Source organism: Levilactobacillus spicheri DSM 15429 (assembly GCF_001435095.1).
GTDB classification, from domain to species: Bacteria; Bacillota; Bacilli; order Lactobacillales; family Lactobacillaceae; genus Levilactobacillus; species Levilactobacillus spicheri.
Window position 1 is genome coordinate 31,403 of record NZ_AZFC01000015.1, and the last position, 16,088, is coordinate 47,490.

The 16,088-nt window shown below is 56.5% G+C and carries 12 protein-coding genes; 5 read left to right on the forward strand and 7 right to left on the reverse strand.

Annotated elements, in window-relative coordinates:
• Window positions 1–367: 367 nt before the first annotated feature.
• The 7 genes from FD37_RS04025 to rpmH all read right to left on the reverse strand — a co-directional run bounded on the left by FD37_RS04025 (window position 368) and on the right by rpmH (window position 8,198).
• Window positions 368–790: a hypothetical protein gene (locus FD37_RS04025; protein ID WP_056963637.1), complete on the reverse strand. Its 423-nt coding sequence runs from the start codon at window positions 788–790 to the stop codon at window positions 368–370.
• Between the two features lie 125 nt (window positions 791–915).
• The gene (gene mnmG, locus FD37_RS04030; RefSeq protein ID WP_045807744.1) at window positions 916–2,826 is read right to left on the reverse strand and encodes a tRNA uridine-5-carboxymethylaminomethyl(34) synthesis enzyme MnmG; all 1,911 of its coding nucleotides are present in this window, start codon (window positions 2,824–2,826) and stop codon (window positions 916–918) included.
• Window positions 2,827–3,611: 785 nt separating this feature from the next.
• Window positions 3,612–5,003: a tRNA uridine-5-carboxymethylaminomethyl(34) synthesis GTPase MnmE gene (mnmE, locus tag FD37_RS04035; protein WP_147007778.1), complete on the reverse strand. Its 1,392-nt coding sequence runs from the start codon at window positions 5,001–5,003 to the stop codon at window positions 3,612–3,614.
• 229 nt (window positions 5,004–5,232) lie between these two features.
• The gene (jag, locus tag FD37_RS04040; protein WP_045807742.1) at window positions 5,233–6,024 is read right to left on the reverse strand and encodes an RNA-binding cell elongation regulator Jag/EloR; all 792 of its coding nucleotides are present in this window, start codon (window positions 6,022–6,024) and stop codon (window positions 5,233–5,235) included.
• A gap of 712 nt (window positions 6,025–6,736) precedes the next feature.
• Window positions 6,737–7,570, reverse strand: coding sequence for a membrane protein insertase YidC (gene yidC, locus FD37_RS04045; protein WP_147007779.1), 834 nt, complete (start codon window positions 7,568–7,570; stop codon window positions 6,737–6,739).
• A gap of 2 nt (window positions 7,571–7,572) precedes the next feature.
• Window positions 7,573–7,929 carry a ribonuclease P protein component gene (gene rnpA, locus FD37_RS04050; protein WP_045807741.1) on the reverse strand — a complete coding sequence of 119 codons (357 nt, stop codon included), beginning with the start codon at window positions 7,927–7,929 and terminating at the stop codon, window positions 7,573–7,575.
• Between the two features lie 134 nt (window positions 7,930–8,063).
• Complete coding sequence (gene rpmH, locus FD37_RS12575) at window positions 8,064–8,198, reverse strand: 50S ribosomal protein L34 (protein ID WP_081624573.1); 135 nt, start codon at window positions 8,196–8,198, stop codon at window positions 8,064–8,066.
• Between the two features lie 541 nt (window positions 8,199–8,739).
• On the opposite strand from rpmH, the gene dnaA reads away from it, so the two are divergent.
• From dnaA to gyrB, 5 genes are all read left to right on the forward strand, one after another.
• Window positions 8,740–10,086 carry a chromosomal replication initiator protein DnaA gene (gene dnaA / locus FD37_RS04055; RefSeq protein ID WP_045807740.1) on the forward strand — a complete coding sequence of 449 codons (1,347 nt, stop codon included), beginning with the start codon at window positions 8,740–8,742 and terminating at the stop codon, window positions 10,084–10,086.
• Between the two features lie 397 nt (window positions 10,087–10,483).
• Window positions 10,484–11,623, forward strand: coding sequence for a DNA polymerase III subunit beta (dnaN, locus tag FD37_RS04060; protein WP_056963639.1), 1,140 nt, complete (start codon window positions 10,484–10,486; stop codon window positions 11,621–11,623).
• Window positions 11,624–12,724: 1,101 nt separating this feature from the next.
• Window positions 12,725–12,952 (forward strand): S4 domain-containing protein YaaA, encoded by a 228-nt coding sequence (yaaA, locus tag FD37_RS04065; protein ID WP_045807738.1) that lies wholly within the window; start codon window positions 12,725–12,727, stop codon window positions 12,950–12,952.
• A complete protein-coding gene (gene recF, locus FD37_RS04070) occupies window positions 12,952–14,097 on the forward strand; it encodes a DNA replication/repair protein RecF (RefSeq protein WP_056963641.1) in 1,146 nt (381 codons plus the stop codon). Before yaaA ends, recF begins: the two co-directional genes overlap by 1 nt.
• A 20-nt stretch (window positions 14,098–14,117) precedes the next feature.
• Window positions 14,118–16,064: a DNA topoisomerase (ATP-hydrolyzing) subunit B gene (gyrB, locus tag FD37_RS04075; protein WP_045807736.1), complete on the forward strand. Its 1,947-nt coding sequence runs from the start codon at window positions 14,118–14,120 to the stop codon at window positions 16,062–16,064.
• Window positions 16,065–16,088 lie beyond the last annotated feature (24 nt).

Below are 16,088 nucleotides of genomic sequence, written 5' to 3' on the forward strand. Positions count from 1 at the left end.
CTTTTTGATTGCACAAAAAAGGCAGGCAACGCCCTATGCGCCGTTGCCTGCCCTTGGTCACCCACTCCCCGATGACCGGTGTTGCCTATGTAGCTGCTTTATCCGTTCTATCTGGTGCAACCCGCAGACTTCCCCAAGTCATGCGCCCCGTAGTTGACCGCGGATAGGGGAGAATTCCCCGCTACCTGATTAGGTTACCGTTTCCATGTCAGGGTTTTGCAAAGAACGTGTAAAGATTTGATATTCTTTGGCGTTAGGGGGCGCCTTCACCGCAAAAACAATAATTATTAATACTAGATTAGTTATTAATAATTAATAAAAGGCCGCCGACAATAACGTCAGCGGCCTTTTGCCTTAAAATATCTTGTTAACCCGGATTAATCTGGTCGATCCCCTTGATCCGCAGATCGGCTAACCCGTCGAGCGGCGCCGGGTAGCGCATGATCAGCCGCGTCAGGCCCTGGACTTCCTTGACCTGCAGCATCCCGCACTGTTCCAGGATGGCCACGTCATCGTCGAATTCCTGCCGGTCGGTGTTGTCCCAGTCGCGGGCGAAGCTGTCCTCATGGACCACCGCGTACGGCACGTGGGTCTTCTTGGTGGTCTTGTTGCCGTAGAGCGCGTGGAACAGGATGACGCCCCACCGGCGGCCGGCCCGGGCCGTCAGGGACGCGAACTTCTCGGAGTCGGTCTGCTGGGCGTTCGCCGGGCTGACCGCGATCAGGGACGCGTCGGGGTCGGGATTGACCGACTTCAAGTAGGCAAAATAGTCACGATATTTTCGTTGCATCTTACTAACCTCGTTTTCTCTAAACTCGTTCATCCCTTTATACCGCAATTCATAGGTCACTGTAAAGGAAAAGCGCCGTTAAACACCCCTGAGTGGCTGTTTAACGACGCTTTTTAGGTTTAACGCTAGTTGGTCTTGGCAATCTTGCCCTGCTCGATGTACACGCTCAGAATGGCGATGTCGGCGGGGTTGACCCCGCTGATCCGGCTCGCCTGCGCTAACGTCTCGGGTTGAATCTTCTTCAACTTCTGGTGCGCCTCGGTCGCCAGCCCGTCGATGGCGTCGTAGTCGATCTTAGCGGGGATCGCCTTAGCTTCCATCCGCTTGAGCTTGGCCACGTTGGCCTCCGCCTTCTTGATGTACCCGGCGTACTTCAGGGAAATCTCGATTTCCTCGATGATGTGCCGGTCCAGCGGCTGTTCTGGGGCCGGAATGAAGTCCAGCAGCGTTTGATAATCCACGTACGGCCGCCGTAAGAAGACCGCGGCGGTGAGCCCATCCTGGAGCGGCTTGTCGCCGTGGCTGGTGATAAACGCGTTGATGGCGTCGTTCGGCTTGATCCGAATGTCGTTTAACCGCGCGATTTCGGCCTTGATGGTCGCCTTCTTGTCCAGGAAGGCTTGGTACCGCTCGTCGCTGATCAGGCCCAGCTCGTGGCCCTTGGCGGTCAACCGCAAGTCGGCGTTGTCGTGCCGCAGGATCAAACGGTACTCGGCCCGGCTGGTTAACAAACGGTACGGTTCCTTGGTGCCCTTGGTGACCAGGTCATCGACCATGACCCCGATGTAGGCGTCGGAGCGCTTCAAGGTAAAGCCCGGCTTCCCTAAGGCCCGCAAGCCGGCGTTGATCCCGGCCAGAAGGCCCTGACCAGCCGCTTCTTCGTATCCGGAGGTCCCGTTGGTCTGGCCCGCCGTGAAGAGATTCTTCAACAGCTTGGTTTCCAACGTGGGCCGCAGCTGGTACGGCGCCACGACATCGTATTCGATGGCGTAGCCCGGCCGCATCATCTGGGCGTCCTCGAGGCCTTGGATGGAGTGCAGGATCTTCTGTTGCACTTCTTCGGGCATCGACGTCGAGAGACCCTGGACGTACCATTCGTCGGTGTTGCGGCCTTCCGGCTCTAAGAAGAGCTGGTGGCGCGGCTTGTCGGCGAACCGCACGATCTTGTCCTCGATGGATGGGCAGTACCGCGGGCCGACCCCTTCGATCACCCCGGTAAACATCGGCGCGCGGTCGAGGTTGGCCTTGATGATCTCGTGGGTCTTGGCGTTGGTGTAGGTCAACCAGCAGGAGAGCTGGTTCTTGAGGTCGAGGTAGGCGCTGTCGGGCGTGGTGAAGCTAAAGTGGTTCGGCTTCTCATCCCCGGGCTGCTCCTCGGTCTCGTCGTAGTGGATGGTGTTGCCGTCCACCCGCGGCGGCGTCCCGGTCTTGAAGCGTTCCAGCTCAAACCCGTACTTGGGCAGGTTGGCGGTCAACTTGTTGGCCGGCTGGGAGTTGTTGGGACCGGACGAGTACATCAGTTCCCCGATGATGATCTTGCCCCGCGCGGCGGTCCCGGCGGCGATGACCACGGCCTTGGCCCGGTAGCGGGCCCCGGTGTTGGTGATGACCCCGCGACACTCGTCACCCTCGACAATCAGGTCGTCGACGATGCCCTGCCGTAACGTCAGGTTGGGTTCCTTTTCGATGGTGTGCTTCATCTCGGCGTGGTAGGCGTGCTTATCGGCTTGCGCCCGTAAGGCCCGGACGGCCGGGCCCTTCCCGGTGTTCAGCATCCGCATCTGGACGTAGGTCTTGTCGATGTTCTTGCCCATTTCGCCCCCCAGTGCGTCGATTTCGCGCACCACGATGCCCTTAGCGGGGCCCCCCACGGAGGGGTTACATGGCATAAATGCGACCATGTCGAGGTTGATCGTCATGAGTAACGTCTTGTTGCCCATCCGGGCGGCCGCTAGAGCGGCTTCGCTACCGGCATGGCCGGCCCCCACGACGATGACGTCGTAGTCGTCGCCAGGGTATTCCTTTACTTCCGTCATACTGTTCTTTCCCTCCATGCCTGGCAGCGGCCCTCGCCGCCACCATTGGCGTTCTTGATTGTTTTAATTTAAATGTTTAGATAAAACTGGCCGCTTCCGGGCCGGTAAAAATCTGGCTGGAACGGGGTGGGCACAGCTTTGAGCCCGTAGTGCAGGTCTCAAAGACCGGCCTTTGTCTAAGCCGGCAAGAAACGCCGCCTAAGACAAACCTCACCCCTGAGCCGATTTTTACCGGCCCTCCAGCTCCATGGATCGTTCTAATTCAGTATTGCGTGACCACCCTTCGCGTCGTCAAACCGCCTCGGTTACGCGCACGTTCACTCATCCGTCCACGGGTAGTCACTACCACCCGAGCAGCCGCATAAAACCACTAATCAGTTTTACTGAGTTGTCAGCTTGCATCGTCCTCAACTGACACCCCAATTTCACCACGGCCAGCAAGTCGCCTCTGTTGCACTCACACAGACTTGGACAGGAACATCCGCTCGCGAGCAACTATCTCACTGAACGCGGTGGTCACTGACCAAGTCGCTTCAGTTACGCTCGCCCATCCGTCCACCGGATAGTCCACGCCACCCGGTCATAATCAGTCCAATTGATACACCTTGTCAGCCGTGAGGGCGGCCCCAACTGGGCTCAGTGGTGTCGTTTGGGTTAGCCGGGCGATTTCCCCGGCTTAGCCAAAGGCCGAGCTTTAAGACTCGGTTTAGGAGGCTTAAAGTCGTGCCCACCACGTTCCAGCCCAGTTGGGGCCAACCGGTAGGCGCGGGCCACGGTCAGCTTAACTACTTGCCGAGACAGAACTGGCTGAAGAGTTGGTCCAGCAGCTCATCTTGGTAGCTGTCCCCGGTGATCTCACCTAAGAGGTCCCAGGCGCGGGTCATGTCGATCTGGACCAGGTCCACCGGCATCCCGTTTGCGATGCCCTGCATCACGTCGTCCAGCGCATCACTGGCCTGGTGCAATAGGCCGATGTGCCGGGCGTTGGTGACCATGACGTTGTTCTGACTGGACTCGATGCCCTCGTCGAAGAACAGGTGGGCAATCGTCTCTTCCAGCTTGTCCATCCCCGTCTGTTGCAGGATCGACGTCTCGATCAGCGGACTGTCGCCCGCCGCCTGCTTGACCTTGTCCAAGTCGAGCTTTTGGGGCAGGTCGGTCTTATTTAAAATGAGGATCCGCTGCGTCTTGGCCGTGGCCTGTAACAGCGCCTGATCCTCCGCTGTCAACGGTTCGCTGGCGTTCAGCACCAGCATGACCAGGTCGGCCGTGTTGATGGCCTTGCGCGAGCGTTCGACCCCGATTTTTTCGACCTTGTCGGTGGTGTCGCGAATCCCGGCGGTATCGATCAATTTCAGCGGCACGCCCTTCACGTTGACGTACTCCTCGATGACGTCCCGGGTGGTCCCGGCAACGTCGGTCACGATGGCCTTGTCCTCGTGTAGCAGGTGGTTCAACAGGCTGCTCTTGCCCACGTTGGGCCGGCCCACGATGGCGGTCGCGAGCCCGTCACGGAGGACCTTCCCCTGCTTAGCCGTGGCCAGGAGCGTCTTGATCTGTTGTTTGACCTCCTGGGCCTTCTCCAGCAACATCTTGGTGGTCATGGTCTCCACGTCGTCGTACTCGGGGTAGTCGATGTTGACCTCGACCTGGGCCAGCGCATCCAGGATGTCCTGGCGCAGGTGGCGAATCAGCTTGGACAGGTCCCCGTCGAGCTGGTCGAGGGCGACCTTCATGGACTTGTCGGTCTTGGCGCGGATCAGATCCATCACGGCCTCGGCCTGCGAGAGGTCGATTCGGCCGTTCAGAAAGGCCCGCTTGGTGTACTCACCGGGTTCGGCCAGCCGCGCGCCGTAGCTCAGGCACAGCTGTAAAATGCGGTTGGTGGCCACGATGCCCCCGTGACAGTTGATCTCCACGATGTCTTCTTTGGTGTAGGTCTTGGGCGCCCGCATCACGGACACCATGACCTCGTCGACCTCCTCGTGCGTTTCGGGGTCGATGATGTGGCCGTAATTGATCGTATGACTGGCGACCTTGGTCAGGTCCCGGCCCTTGAATAACTTCTGAATGACGCTAAACACCTCGTCACCGCTCAACCGGATGATCGAGATGCCCCCCTCACCAGGCGGGGTCGAAATCGCCGCAATCGTATCAAACTCTGTGGTCGTTGCCATAGCCATCCTCCTTAGGATTATTCTCCGTACAGGTTGCATTTTTACCAGATTCCCACCACGTTTACCGGCAAAAGTTGCCCGGGCGTGTCATTTAACGCCATAAAAAAAAGCACCCACTCCACGCCACCTAACAGACGCGGATAAAGTACTTTCACTACTTTATCGTAAACTTGATAAGAATGATTGTCTTTACTATAAGGTGCTCAGTGCCATTTGTCAAACCCCAGGTCTAAGCCGGTTCGATCACGACCGCCCGGTGCGGCTCCTTGCCGGCCGAGTACGTCGCCACGTAGCGGTTCTGGGCCAACGCCGCGTGAATCTGCTTACGTTCGAACGACGGCATCGGGTCCAGGTAGATTGGTTTCCCGGACGCCACGACCTCGCGCGCCGTGTTGTCCGCCAAGCGGGCCAGCGTGGCCTGCCGGCGTTCCCGGTAGTTGGCCACGTCCAGTTCGACCGTGACATGCGCGGCCCCGTGGTGGTTCAAGAAGAGCTGCGCCAGGCTTTGCAGGGCGTTGATGGTCCGACCGTGCTTGCCGATCAGCAAGCCTTCCTTTTCGGTCGCAAACGCCAGGCGAACCTGGCGGTGACCCTGCTGCGCCACTTCAATGGTGGCGTCGATGCCCAGCTGACTCACGATGTCGAGCACGTAGTCCTGCACGGCCTCGATGGCGGCCTGCCGGTGCGCCCGGTTCTCCGCCGGGGTCCGTTCGGGCTGCGGTGCGCTGGCCGGAGCGGCACTCGTCTGCGGAGCGGGGGCCGGTTCGGCGGTCGCCACGGGTGCGGCCGAGCTAACGGCGGCGCTGACGGGCGCACTCACGGGTGCGGCGGACGTGACGGGTGTCGGTTGACTGACCGGTTGGAGGACCACGTCAACAGCGGCGTCCCGTTGACCGAGGCCAAACCACCCTTTGCGTGCCGTTGCGACCACCCGAATGGTGACTTGGTCGCGGGTGCTGTTGAGGGCCGCCAGACCGGCGGCCACCGCAGCTTCTTCCGTTTTCCCCGTAAAGATCGTCATGTCAATTCCTCCCGTTTCCGTTTTCAATCAATTGTAAGTATACCATGATGCACCTTCCCCGGCGTGAAAAAATCCCCGCCTGGTGGGGTTAGATAAGAACAGGCGCTTCACGCCGGCGAGCAAGATGAGGGGCATGGCCACCCAACGGGACGGTATCATCGACATTAAACCGGCTATCCGGGCCACCAGCCGCTAAAGTCTGAATCCGCATACCGGGCGCCATCACCATGGAGACCAGCTCAGCTCATCGGTCACGGAGGGAGACGAACTTTCGTCATGGTTCAAGAGCATTGCCTTCCCTTCAGCCGAAATAACGCGACACCGTGACGCTTTTCGAAATTTTCACCTAAAATGTGCCGAAAAGTTTCGCCAATGTTGGCCATCCCCGTCGTCCCCGCGGCAATCTTCCGCGATGTTAGCGGACCGGAGCCGACTTGATGACCCGTAGTGAAATTGTTCTAAGCCGGGGGAACTTTCCCGGCTTAGAACAATTTCGAGTTCCGGAGACTCGGGTTTTGAGGCTTCGGAATCGTGCCCACTACGGGTCATCTTGCTCGGCGGAGGGAAGCGCCTGACTCGGACGATGGTGGCCAGCCTGCTCGCCGGCGTGAAGCGCCCTTCCCATCTATCATCGCCTGTCAAAATCATTGCATGAAAAAACCCGCCCGGCCGAAGCCGGAGCGGGTTGATAAAATGCATTTATGAGTGACGCTTATTTGCGCTTACTTTGCTTAGCCTTGCGGATGGCCTTGCGAACGGAACGGTCGTGATCGGCCTTTTCCCGTTCCTTGGCTGCCCGTTCGGCGTTGATCTTCCACGGGTTTTGAATCAAGAGGGTTTGCCCCACTTGGAACACGTAGGAGACCGTCCAGTACAGCGACAGGGATGATGGCACGTTCAGGGCCGTGAAGAAGACCACGACCGGCATCCCGAAGACCATCATCGTGTTCATCGAGCTGGTCTCCGGTGCGGACTTGGTCGTCAGCCAGGAACTGGCCATCGTGGCCACGGCCGCCAGGATCGGCAACACGAAGTACGGGTCCTTGTGGCCCAATTGCAGCCACAGGAACGTGCCCGACCGCAGGACCGCTGTCCGCCAGATGGCTTGGTACAGGGCCCAGATGATCGGCAATTGAACGACGGCTGGCAAGCACCCCATCATGGGGTTGATGCCGGCTTCCGAATACAGCTTTTGCTGTTCGGCTTGTAACTTCTGCATCGTCTCGCGGTCACGGGACGAGTATTTCTTTTGTAAGGCCTTGAGTTGGGGTTGAACCTCTTGGGTCTTCCGCATGCTGCGCGTTTGGAAGATCATTAACGGCATCAGGATAATCCGGATGATAATGGTAAACATGATGATCCCGGCACCGTAACTGTTGCCGAAGAAATGCGCCAACCAGATGATCGCACGCGAGAAGTTCAGGACGATCAGGCCGTCCCAGATCCCGGTACTTTGATTCGTGATTGGTTTATTACTACAAGCGGAGAGGATAAAGACCAAACTCACGATGCCCAACATCATTAGGGTACGTTTGTACTTTTTCACGGTTATTCCTCGCTATAGTTGGAATCTAGCAACTTTGCCAGTTTCAGGACATGAATCATACTGTGCTTGGCGTCGGCCATCGAGATTTGATCCGCTCGCGGCCGGGCAATCACCAGAAAGTCCACGTCCTGTTTCAGGTCCGGCTTCAGCTCCAGTAAGCTCTGCCGGATCCGGCGCTTCACCCAATTCCGGTGAACCGCGTTACCGATCTTCTTGCCGACGGAAATGCCGACCCGAAAATGCGGTTGCCCTGGCTTCTCCATTGAATACACCACAAATTGCCGGTTCGCGACTGAATTTCTGGTTTCAAAGACCTGCTGAAATTCCGCTTCTTTCTTAATGCGGTAAGATTTTCGCATGGTGCATCTCCAAAATTTGACGATCAGAATTGATCAAAGGCTACCAGCCGGTTGACTGGCGCGACAGTCCGAGGGGCATTGGGGTCCCAGTACCGACTCAGATAAAATAAAAAGACCACTGAAGCTTCAGCGGCCTATGCAGACAAGACTTTACGTCCCTTTTGGCGACGACGTGCTAATACTTGACGGCCATTGCTAGTGCTCATGCGCTTGCGGAAACCGTGTACACGTGAACGGTGACGTTTCTTTGGTTGGAAAGTGCGTTTCATGTCGGAAACACCTCCTTAGAAATTGGTATTTGACTTGGTTATCCGAGTGAATCGGACAGACTAAATGCATTTCTAGAACATATTAGCATAAAACGGCCGCAATGAAAACCAGAACTTCGAATTTCAGCGCTTTTTTTCTCCCCAATTAAATTTGTTTCATACCCAAAGGCTGTGGATAACTCGATTCCAGCCAAAAAGTTATTCCGGAGTTGCGAACCGAGTTGTCCACCGTTCCACAGGCTGTTAATTTTTATTTTTTAAATCCTGTCGAAACTGTGGATAACTTGTGAAACACTTGATACTATCACGTTTGTCGTGAACATGTCTGTGTGGAAAACTAAATTTAAATATTTTTATCCACACTTTTTCAAGTTCCTGTGGATAACTCAATTCACTGGCTGTGAAACAATTCTAACTGGCCATCAACACCCTGTGGAAAACTTTTTTTCTTCATGCTACACTGAAATTACGTTTTCCGTCAGGGGGCATTTTGAACCTGACGAAAGGGTCATTTAAAAAAAATGAATAGGGGGATACACCAGTGCCAGAAATGTCAACTTTATGGTCGAGTATCGAAGAGTTGTTCAAGCAGAACAGTTCCTCGACCGCTTACGCGACCTGGATCGAATCCGCTAAGCCCATTTCCTTAGAAGGAAACAAGTTGACGTTGGAACTTCCGTCACCCCTGCACCGCGATTACTGGACCCACCAACACCTGGACCAGCAACTCGTCGAATACGCTTATGAAGCAACCCAACAGGACATCCAACCCGTTTTGATTCTCGAAGATGAACGGCAACCCCAGGTCTCTCGGGCCAACGCCGACCAGGCCGACGCCACCGAGACCACACCGACCTTTATGAAGGAAACCGCCTTAAACCCGCGCTACACCTTTGATACCTTTGTCATCGGCAAGGGCAATCAGATGGCGCACGCCGCGGCGCTGGTCGTTTCCGAAGAACCGGGCGTCATGTACAACCCGCTGTTCTTCTACGGGGGCGTCGGTCTGGGCAAGACCCACTTGATGCACGCCATTGGGAACAAGATGTTAGAAGATCACCCGGACACCAAGATCAAATACGTGACCAGTGAGGCTTTCACCAACGACTTCATCAACGCCATTCGGACCCGCACGCAGGAAGAGTTCCGACAGGAGTACCGTAACGTCGATCTGCTATTGGTTGACGATATTCAATTCTTCGCTAATAAGGAAGGAACCCAAGAGGAGTTCTTCCATACTTTTAATACGCTCTACGACGACGGCAAGCAGATCGTGCTGACGTCCGACCGGCTGCCCAACGAGATTCCGAAGCTGCAGGACCGCTTAGTCTCGCGGTTCGCCTGGGGGTTGTCCGTGGACATCACGCCGCCGGACCTGGAGACCCGGATCGCCATTCTCCGCAACAAAGCGGACGCCGACGATATCGAGATCCCCGACGACACGTTGAGTTACATCGCCGGGCAGATCGACTCCAACGTCCGGGAACTGGAGGGCGCCTTAGCCCGCGTGCAGGCCTACCATCAACTGATGCACCAGCCAATCACCACGGACCTGGCCGCCGAAGCGCTCAAGGGCTTGAACCTGGCGAACGCTAGCGACGCCATCACGATTCCCGTGATTCAGGACCGCGTGGCCGACTACTTCCACGTGTCGCTCAAGGACTTGAAGGGAAAGAAACGCAAGAAGACCATCGTCATCCCGCGGCAGATCGCCATGTACCTGTCCCGCGAGTTGACCGACGCTTCGTTGCCCCGCATCGGTAACGAGTTCGGCGGCAAGGACCACACCACCGTGATCCACGCCTACGACAAGATCGCCGCGTCACTCAAGACCGATACCGAACTTCAGAAAGACATCGCCGATTTAAAGGAAGAACTGCGACGCTAAGCCTTATCAGAGATGGGACAAAGGGCGGTTAGCTGACAATGTTCAGCGGAACCAGCTGCCTTTGGGCGCACGTTTCGTCACCAGAAGGTCGAAAAACAAGTTTGAGACCTTTTGTCCTAACGCTTATCAGACCAGGCGGAACCGACGCCGGCGGGAAATCAGACACCCACCGGTTCTTTTGGGCCCCGTTAGTGTATGATAGAGGCAGCGGACCACGGAGCGTGTGGACAACTCGGCCGGCTTTTTAAAGTTATCCACAACTTATCCACAGGTGGATAACTCAAGCCCCGGGCTGTTTCGCAACCTTTTCCACAGAATCAACCGCTCTACTACGGCTACTGTTTTTTCTTTTAATTAAGTTAACCACGTCACCAGAAAAAAAGGAGTGCTGCAACTCATGCAATTTACCATCAATCGGGCCGCATTCGTTAAGGAACTCAATAACGTCTCCCGGGCCATCTCATCTAAAACCACCATCCCCATTCTGACGGGACTCAAGATCGTTGCCAGTGACGCCGGCCTCTTATTGACCGGGTCGAACGCCGATATTTCCATTGAAACTCTAATTCGCGCCGACGATCCCGACATTGGGCTGACCATCGACGAACCCGGGTCCATCGTTTTAACGGCCCGGTTCTTCAGTGAAATCGTCAAGAAGTTGCCCGAAAAGACCATGACGGTCACGGTCAAGGAAGGTTTCCAGACCGAAATCACATCTGGCCCCGCGGCCTTCAACATCAACGGTCAGGACGCGAACAACTATCCGCACCTGCCCGAGGTGGATGCCGGCGACGCCGTAACCTTATCCGGCACGGTGTTCAAGGAACTGATCAGCCAAACGGTCATCGCCGTTTCCAACCAAGAGAGTCGGCCGATCCTGACCGGGGTTCACTTTGTGTTGGCCGATAACCAATTCTTGGCGGTCGCCACGGACAGTCACCGGTTGAGTCAACGGCAGATCGAACTGCCAACGCCGAGTGACGCGGCCTTTGACGTCATCATCCCCGGAAAGAGTCTGACGGAATTGTCCCGGATGATCGGCGAAGACGATAGTGACGTGAAGATGCAATTCTCCGAGAACCAGGTGCTCTTCTTATTGGGTGACACCTCGTTCTACTCCCGGTTGTTGGAAGGGAACTACCCGGACACGTCCCGGTTGATTCCGAAGGACGCCTCGACCACGGTCGAATTCGAAGCACCCGAACTGTTGGCGGCGGTCGAACGGGCCTCCCTGTTGTCCCATGAATCGCGGAACAACGTGGTCAAGCTGACGCTGAAGCCGAGTGACAACCAGGTCACCATCTTCAGTAACTCGCCGGATGTCGGGAACGTCGAAGAAACCCTGACGCCGAAGTCCTTGGACGGAGCGGACCTGGAGATTTCCTTCAACCCCGACTACATGAAGGACGCGCTGCGCTCCTTCGGCCAAACCGTGATCCGGGTGGCCTTCACCTCGGCATTGCGGCCGTTCACGTTGGTTCCAACGGAAGACACCAGCAACTTCATCCAATTGATCACGCCGGTGCGGACGTTCTAATTTGACTTAAAAACGGGTATTTCGTCCGGATTAGGGGACTTTGTGAAATTTCACAAAGTCCAAGTGGCGACGAATCATCCTCAATCTCACGAAGCGTGGTCCCTCTTTGGGGGCCACGCTTTTTTACGCATATTTTTGAAGCGTTCAGCAAATGGAGATGGATCAAGACAGCCGCTTCACGCCGGCGAGCAAGATGGCCGTGGTGGGCACGACTCCGAAGCCCTGCCAAAAGCGCAGGTCTCCGGAGCTCGGCCTTGATGTAAGCCGGCTAAAAAACGCCGACTAACATCAATTTCACCACGGCCATCAAGTCGCCTCTGTTACGCTCACGTTGAAGGGGATGCTTACCTAACGAGACAATCCATTCAAGCAACCAGTCGTTCGGCACAACGACTAGCGGGATCCGTGCCAACCGCCACAGGTCGCTTCGGGTTAACCACCTTACGTGAATTCACGTGTTATGTCCGCCATTAATCTAGAGAATGGGGGGACTTTATCGTCAATTGTTGCTTGGAACGCCCCCAGCTGGACCATCACATCACGACACGTTGATGGGCTCGAGATTCTCGTTAATGGCTTCGATCGTGTTGCTGAAGTTGACGATGTTGCTGCTTTCTTCTGTTCTGGTGGCCAGTTTCCACAATGTTAGCGGACCAGAGCCGACTTGATGACCCGTAGTGAAATTGTTCTTAGCCGGGGGACTTTCCCGGCTTAGAACAAGGTCGAGTTCCGGAGACTAGTGCCCTTCTAGGCTTCGGAATCGTGCCCACTACGGGTCATCTTGCTCGGCGGAGGGGAGCGATTGTCAAAAACCATTTTCGGCAATTTTGACTCCCTAAATTGGGGCATTAACGGGGGCTGTTCGACCGGTTTAGCCGTTCACAACTGACCGTGGGGTGGAAAGAAAGCGTTGAAATGGCAAAAAACGGCTAAAAACGGCCCTAATCACGCTATTTTTGATTCTGAGCAGATTTACCCGATTTATGGCAAAAACATCAAAAAGGACGCAAGGGGCCTCAGACGCCAAATATCGGGTAGTCAATCTGTACTTTTACCATAAAAGGGGTATAATATAAGTAAAGAAAACGAAGGGGTGAAATTGTGAAAAAAGAGGTTTTCATTGAGACGCCCTACATCACATTAGGTCAGATGCTCAAAGAAGAATCCATCATCGGTACCGGTGGTCAGGCCAAGTGGTTCCTGCGGGAAAACACGGTCAAGGTCAATGACGAGCCGGACGACCGGCGGGGCCGCAAGCTCTATCCTGGCGATTCCGTTGACGTACCCGATGCCGGATTATTTTTTATACGCTCAAAGCAGGGTGAATAATGTATTTGCAAGAATTGCAGCTTCGCGATTTTCGAAACTATTCGGCGGCCGACCTTAAGTTAGGGCGGGGGATTAACGTCCTCCTCGGCGAGAACGCCCAGGGCAAGACGAACCTCCTGGAGGCCATCTACGCGTTGGCGTTGACCCGCAGCCACCGGACGGCGAACGATCACGACTTGATCAACTGGCAGGCCAAAACGGCGCAACTGCGCGGTCGGGTGGTCAAGGCCAGCGGGACGACCCCGTTGGAGCTGACTTTTTCACGACAAGGTAAACGTGCAAAAATCAATCACCTTGAGCAGGCCCGATTATCCCAGTACGTGGGTCAGCTCAACGTGATTTTATTTGCGCCGGAAGACCTGGCCATCGTCAAGGGTGCCCCCACCGTGCGGCGCCGCTTCATGGACATGGAGTTCGGCCAGATGAACCCGCGCTACCTGTACAACCTGAGTCAGTACCGGACACTGCTGAAGCAGCGCAACCGGTACCTTAAGGACCTGCAGCACCACAAGCAACACGACCTGCTGTTCTTAGGCGTGTTGTCCGATCAGCTGGCGGCCTACGGGGCGGAGATCATCTACCAGCGCCTGACGATGCTCAAGAAGTTGGAGCACTGGGCCCAGGCGATTCACGCCGAGATCTCCCAGCACCGCGAGACCCTGGCGTTTCACTACGCCACCCAGGTCGCGGCCGACCAGCTGAGCGACCCCAAGACCATCTGTGCGGCGCTCACGGCCCTGTATAAAAAGCAGCGCGACAAGGAGCTGTATCAGGGCACCACGCTGATTGGTCCGCACCGCGACGACCTGCATTTTCAGGTCAACGACAAGAACGTGCAGACGTTCGGGTCGCAGGGGCAGCAACGGACCACGGCCTTAAGCGTCAAGCTGGCCGAGATCGACCTGATGAAAGAAGAGACCGGGGAGTACCCGGTCCTGTTACTGGATGACGTCCTGTCCGAACTGGACGATGCGCGGCAGACCCACTTACTGACCGCGATTCAGGATAAAGTCCAAACGTTTATTACCACCACCAGCCTGAGCGGGATCACCCGCCAGCTGATCAAGGACCCGACGATTTTTCACGTGAATGGCGGGACCGTGGTGGCCGACGATGCGTCGGCTGACTCCGCGTCAACCGAGTAGTCTGTAAGGAGGATTAGACAGTGGCTGAAAACGAAAAAGAAACCAAAGAAGAAGAAGCCCGTGAATACGACGCCAGCCAAATCCAGGTCCTAGAAGGCCTGGAAGCGGTTCGGAAACGTCCCGGGATGTACATCGGGACCACGAGTTCACAAGGCCTGCATCACCTGGTCTGGGAAATCGTGGACAACGGGATCGATGAAGCCTTAGCCGGGTTCGCCGACGAGATCCACGTGACGGTGGAGAAGGATAACAGCATCACCGTGACCGATAACGGGCGGGGAATCCCAGTCGATACGCAAAAGAAGACCGGGAAGCCCGCTTTGGAAACGGTCTTCACCATCCTGCACGCCGGTGGGAAATTCGGCGGTGGCGGGTACAAGGTCTCCGGGGGACTCCACGGGGTCGGGGCTTCCGTCGTGAACGCCCTGTCCGTCGAGCTGGACGTTGAAGTCACGCGGGAAGGCAAACGCTACGCGATGGACTTCACCCGCGGCCACGTTAAGACACCGATGCACGTCGTGGCCACCGGCCTGCCCGAAGAAGACCACGGCACCAAGGTCCACTTCCTGCCGGATCCCGACATCTTCCGGGAGACCACCACGTACGACATCAAGACCCTGACGACGCGAATCCGTGAGCTGGCCTTCTTGAACAAGGGTCTGCGCATCACGATTCGCGATGACCGGCCCGAGGAGCCGACCGAAGAGGACTTCCACTACGAAGGTGGGATTCGCCACTACGTCGACTACCTGAACGAGAACAAGACCACCCTGTTCGAGCCACCGATCTACGTCGAGGGGATGGAAAATGGCATCACCGTGGAAGTCGCCCTGCAATATACCGACGACTACCACAACAATCTGTTGACCTTCACCAACAACATCCACACCTACGAAGGTGGGACCCACGAAGAAGGGTTCAAACGGGCGTTGACCCGGGTCGTGAACGACTACGCCCGGCAAAACAAGCTGATGAAGGATAACGAGCCGAACCTGACCGGGGATGACGTCCGGGAAGGCCTGACCGCCGTGGTCTCCGTCAAGCACCCGGACCCACAATTCGAAGGGCAAACCAAGACCAAGTTGGGGAACTCCGACGCGCGGACGGCCGTGGACCACACCTTTGCCGACCACTTCATGCGCTTCTTGATGGAGCACCCAGACGTGGCCCGCAAGATCGTGGACAAGGGGAGTCTGGCCTCGAAGGCCCGGGTCGCCGCTAAGCGGGCCCGGGAAGTTACCCGGAAGAAGAGCGGGCTGGAAATCAGCAACCTGCCCGGGAAGCTGGCGGACAACACCTCCAAGGACCCGAACATCTCCGAACTGTTCATCGTCGAAGGGGACTCCGCCGGTGGGTCGGCCAAGCAAGGTCGTTCGCGGCTGACGCAGGCCATCCTGCCGATTCGGGGGAAGATCCTGAACGTGGAAAAGGCCTCGATGGACCGGATCTTGGCGAACGAAGAAATCCGCTCGCTGTTCACGGCCATGGGGACCGGGTTTGGGGACGACTTTGACGTCGCTAAAGCCAACTATCACAAATTAATCATTATGACCGATGCCGATGTCGACGGGGCCCACATCCGGACCCTGCTGCTGACGCTGATCTACCGCTACATGCGGCCGCTGCTGGATGCCGGCTTCGTCTACATCGCCCAGCCGCCACTGTACCGGATTCGCCAAGGAAAGTACCAACGCTACATCGATTCCGAGGACGAACTGAAGGAAGTCTTGGGTCAATTATCCCCATCACCAAAGCCACAGATTCAACGGTACAAGGGGCTTGGGGAAATGGACGCCGAACAACTCTGGGACACCACGATGAACCCAGACAACCGGCGGCTCTTGCGGGTTGATGCGGATGACGCCATCAACGCCGACCAAGTCTTTAGCATGCTGATGGGGGACAAGGTTGCTCCCCGGCGTGAATTTATCGAAGAGAACGCCACCTTCGCCGATCTGGACGTCTAGGACGGTTCCGGAGACTTGAAAGAC

Excerpts from the sequence above, each read along its gene's own strand:
- FD37_RS04025 (WP_056963637.1), bottom strand. The coding sequence starts at position 790 with ATGCAACGAAAATATCGTGACTATTTTGCCTACTTGAAGTCGGTCAAT.
- mnmG (WP_045807744.1), bottom strand. The coding sequence starts at position 2,826 with ATGACGGAAGTAAAGGAATACCCTGGCGACGACTACGACGTCATCGTC.
- mnmE (WP_147007778.1), bottom strand. The coding sequence starts at position 5,003 with ATGGCAACGACCACAGAGTTTGATACGATTGCGGCGATTTCGACCCCG.
- jag (WP_045807742.1), bottom strand. The coding sequence starts at position 6,024 with ATGACGATCTTTACGGGGAAAACGGAAGAAGCTGCGGTGGCCGCCGGT.
- rnpA (WP_045807741.1), bottom strand. The coding sequence starts at position 7,929 with ATGCGAAAATCTTACCGCATTAAGAAAGAAGCGGAATTTCAGCAGGTC.
- rpmH (WP_081624573.1), bottom strand. The coding sequence starts at position 8,198 with ATGAAACGCACTTTCCAACCAAAGAAACGTCACCGTTCACGTGTACAC.
- dnaN (WP_056963639.1), top strand. The coding sequence starts at position 10,484 with ATGCAATTTACCATCAATCGGGCCGCATTCGTTAAGGAACTCAATAAC.
- recF (WP_056963641.1), top strand. The coding sequence starts at position 12,952 with ATGTATTTGCAAGAATTGCAGCTTCGCGATTTTCGAAACTATTCGGCG.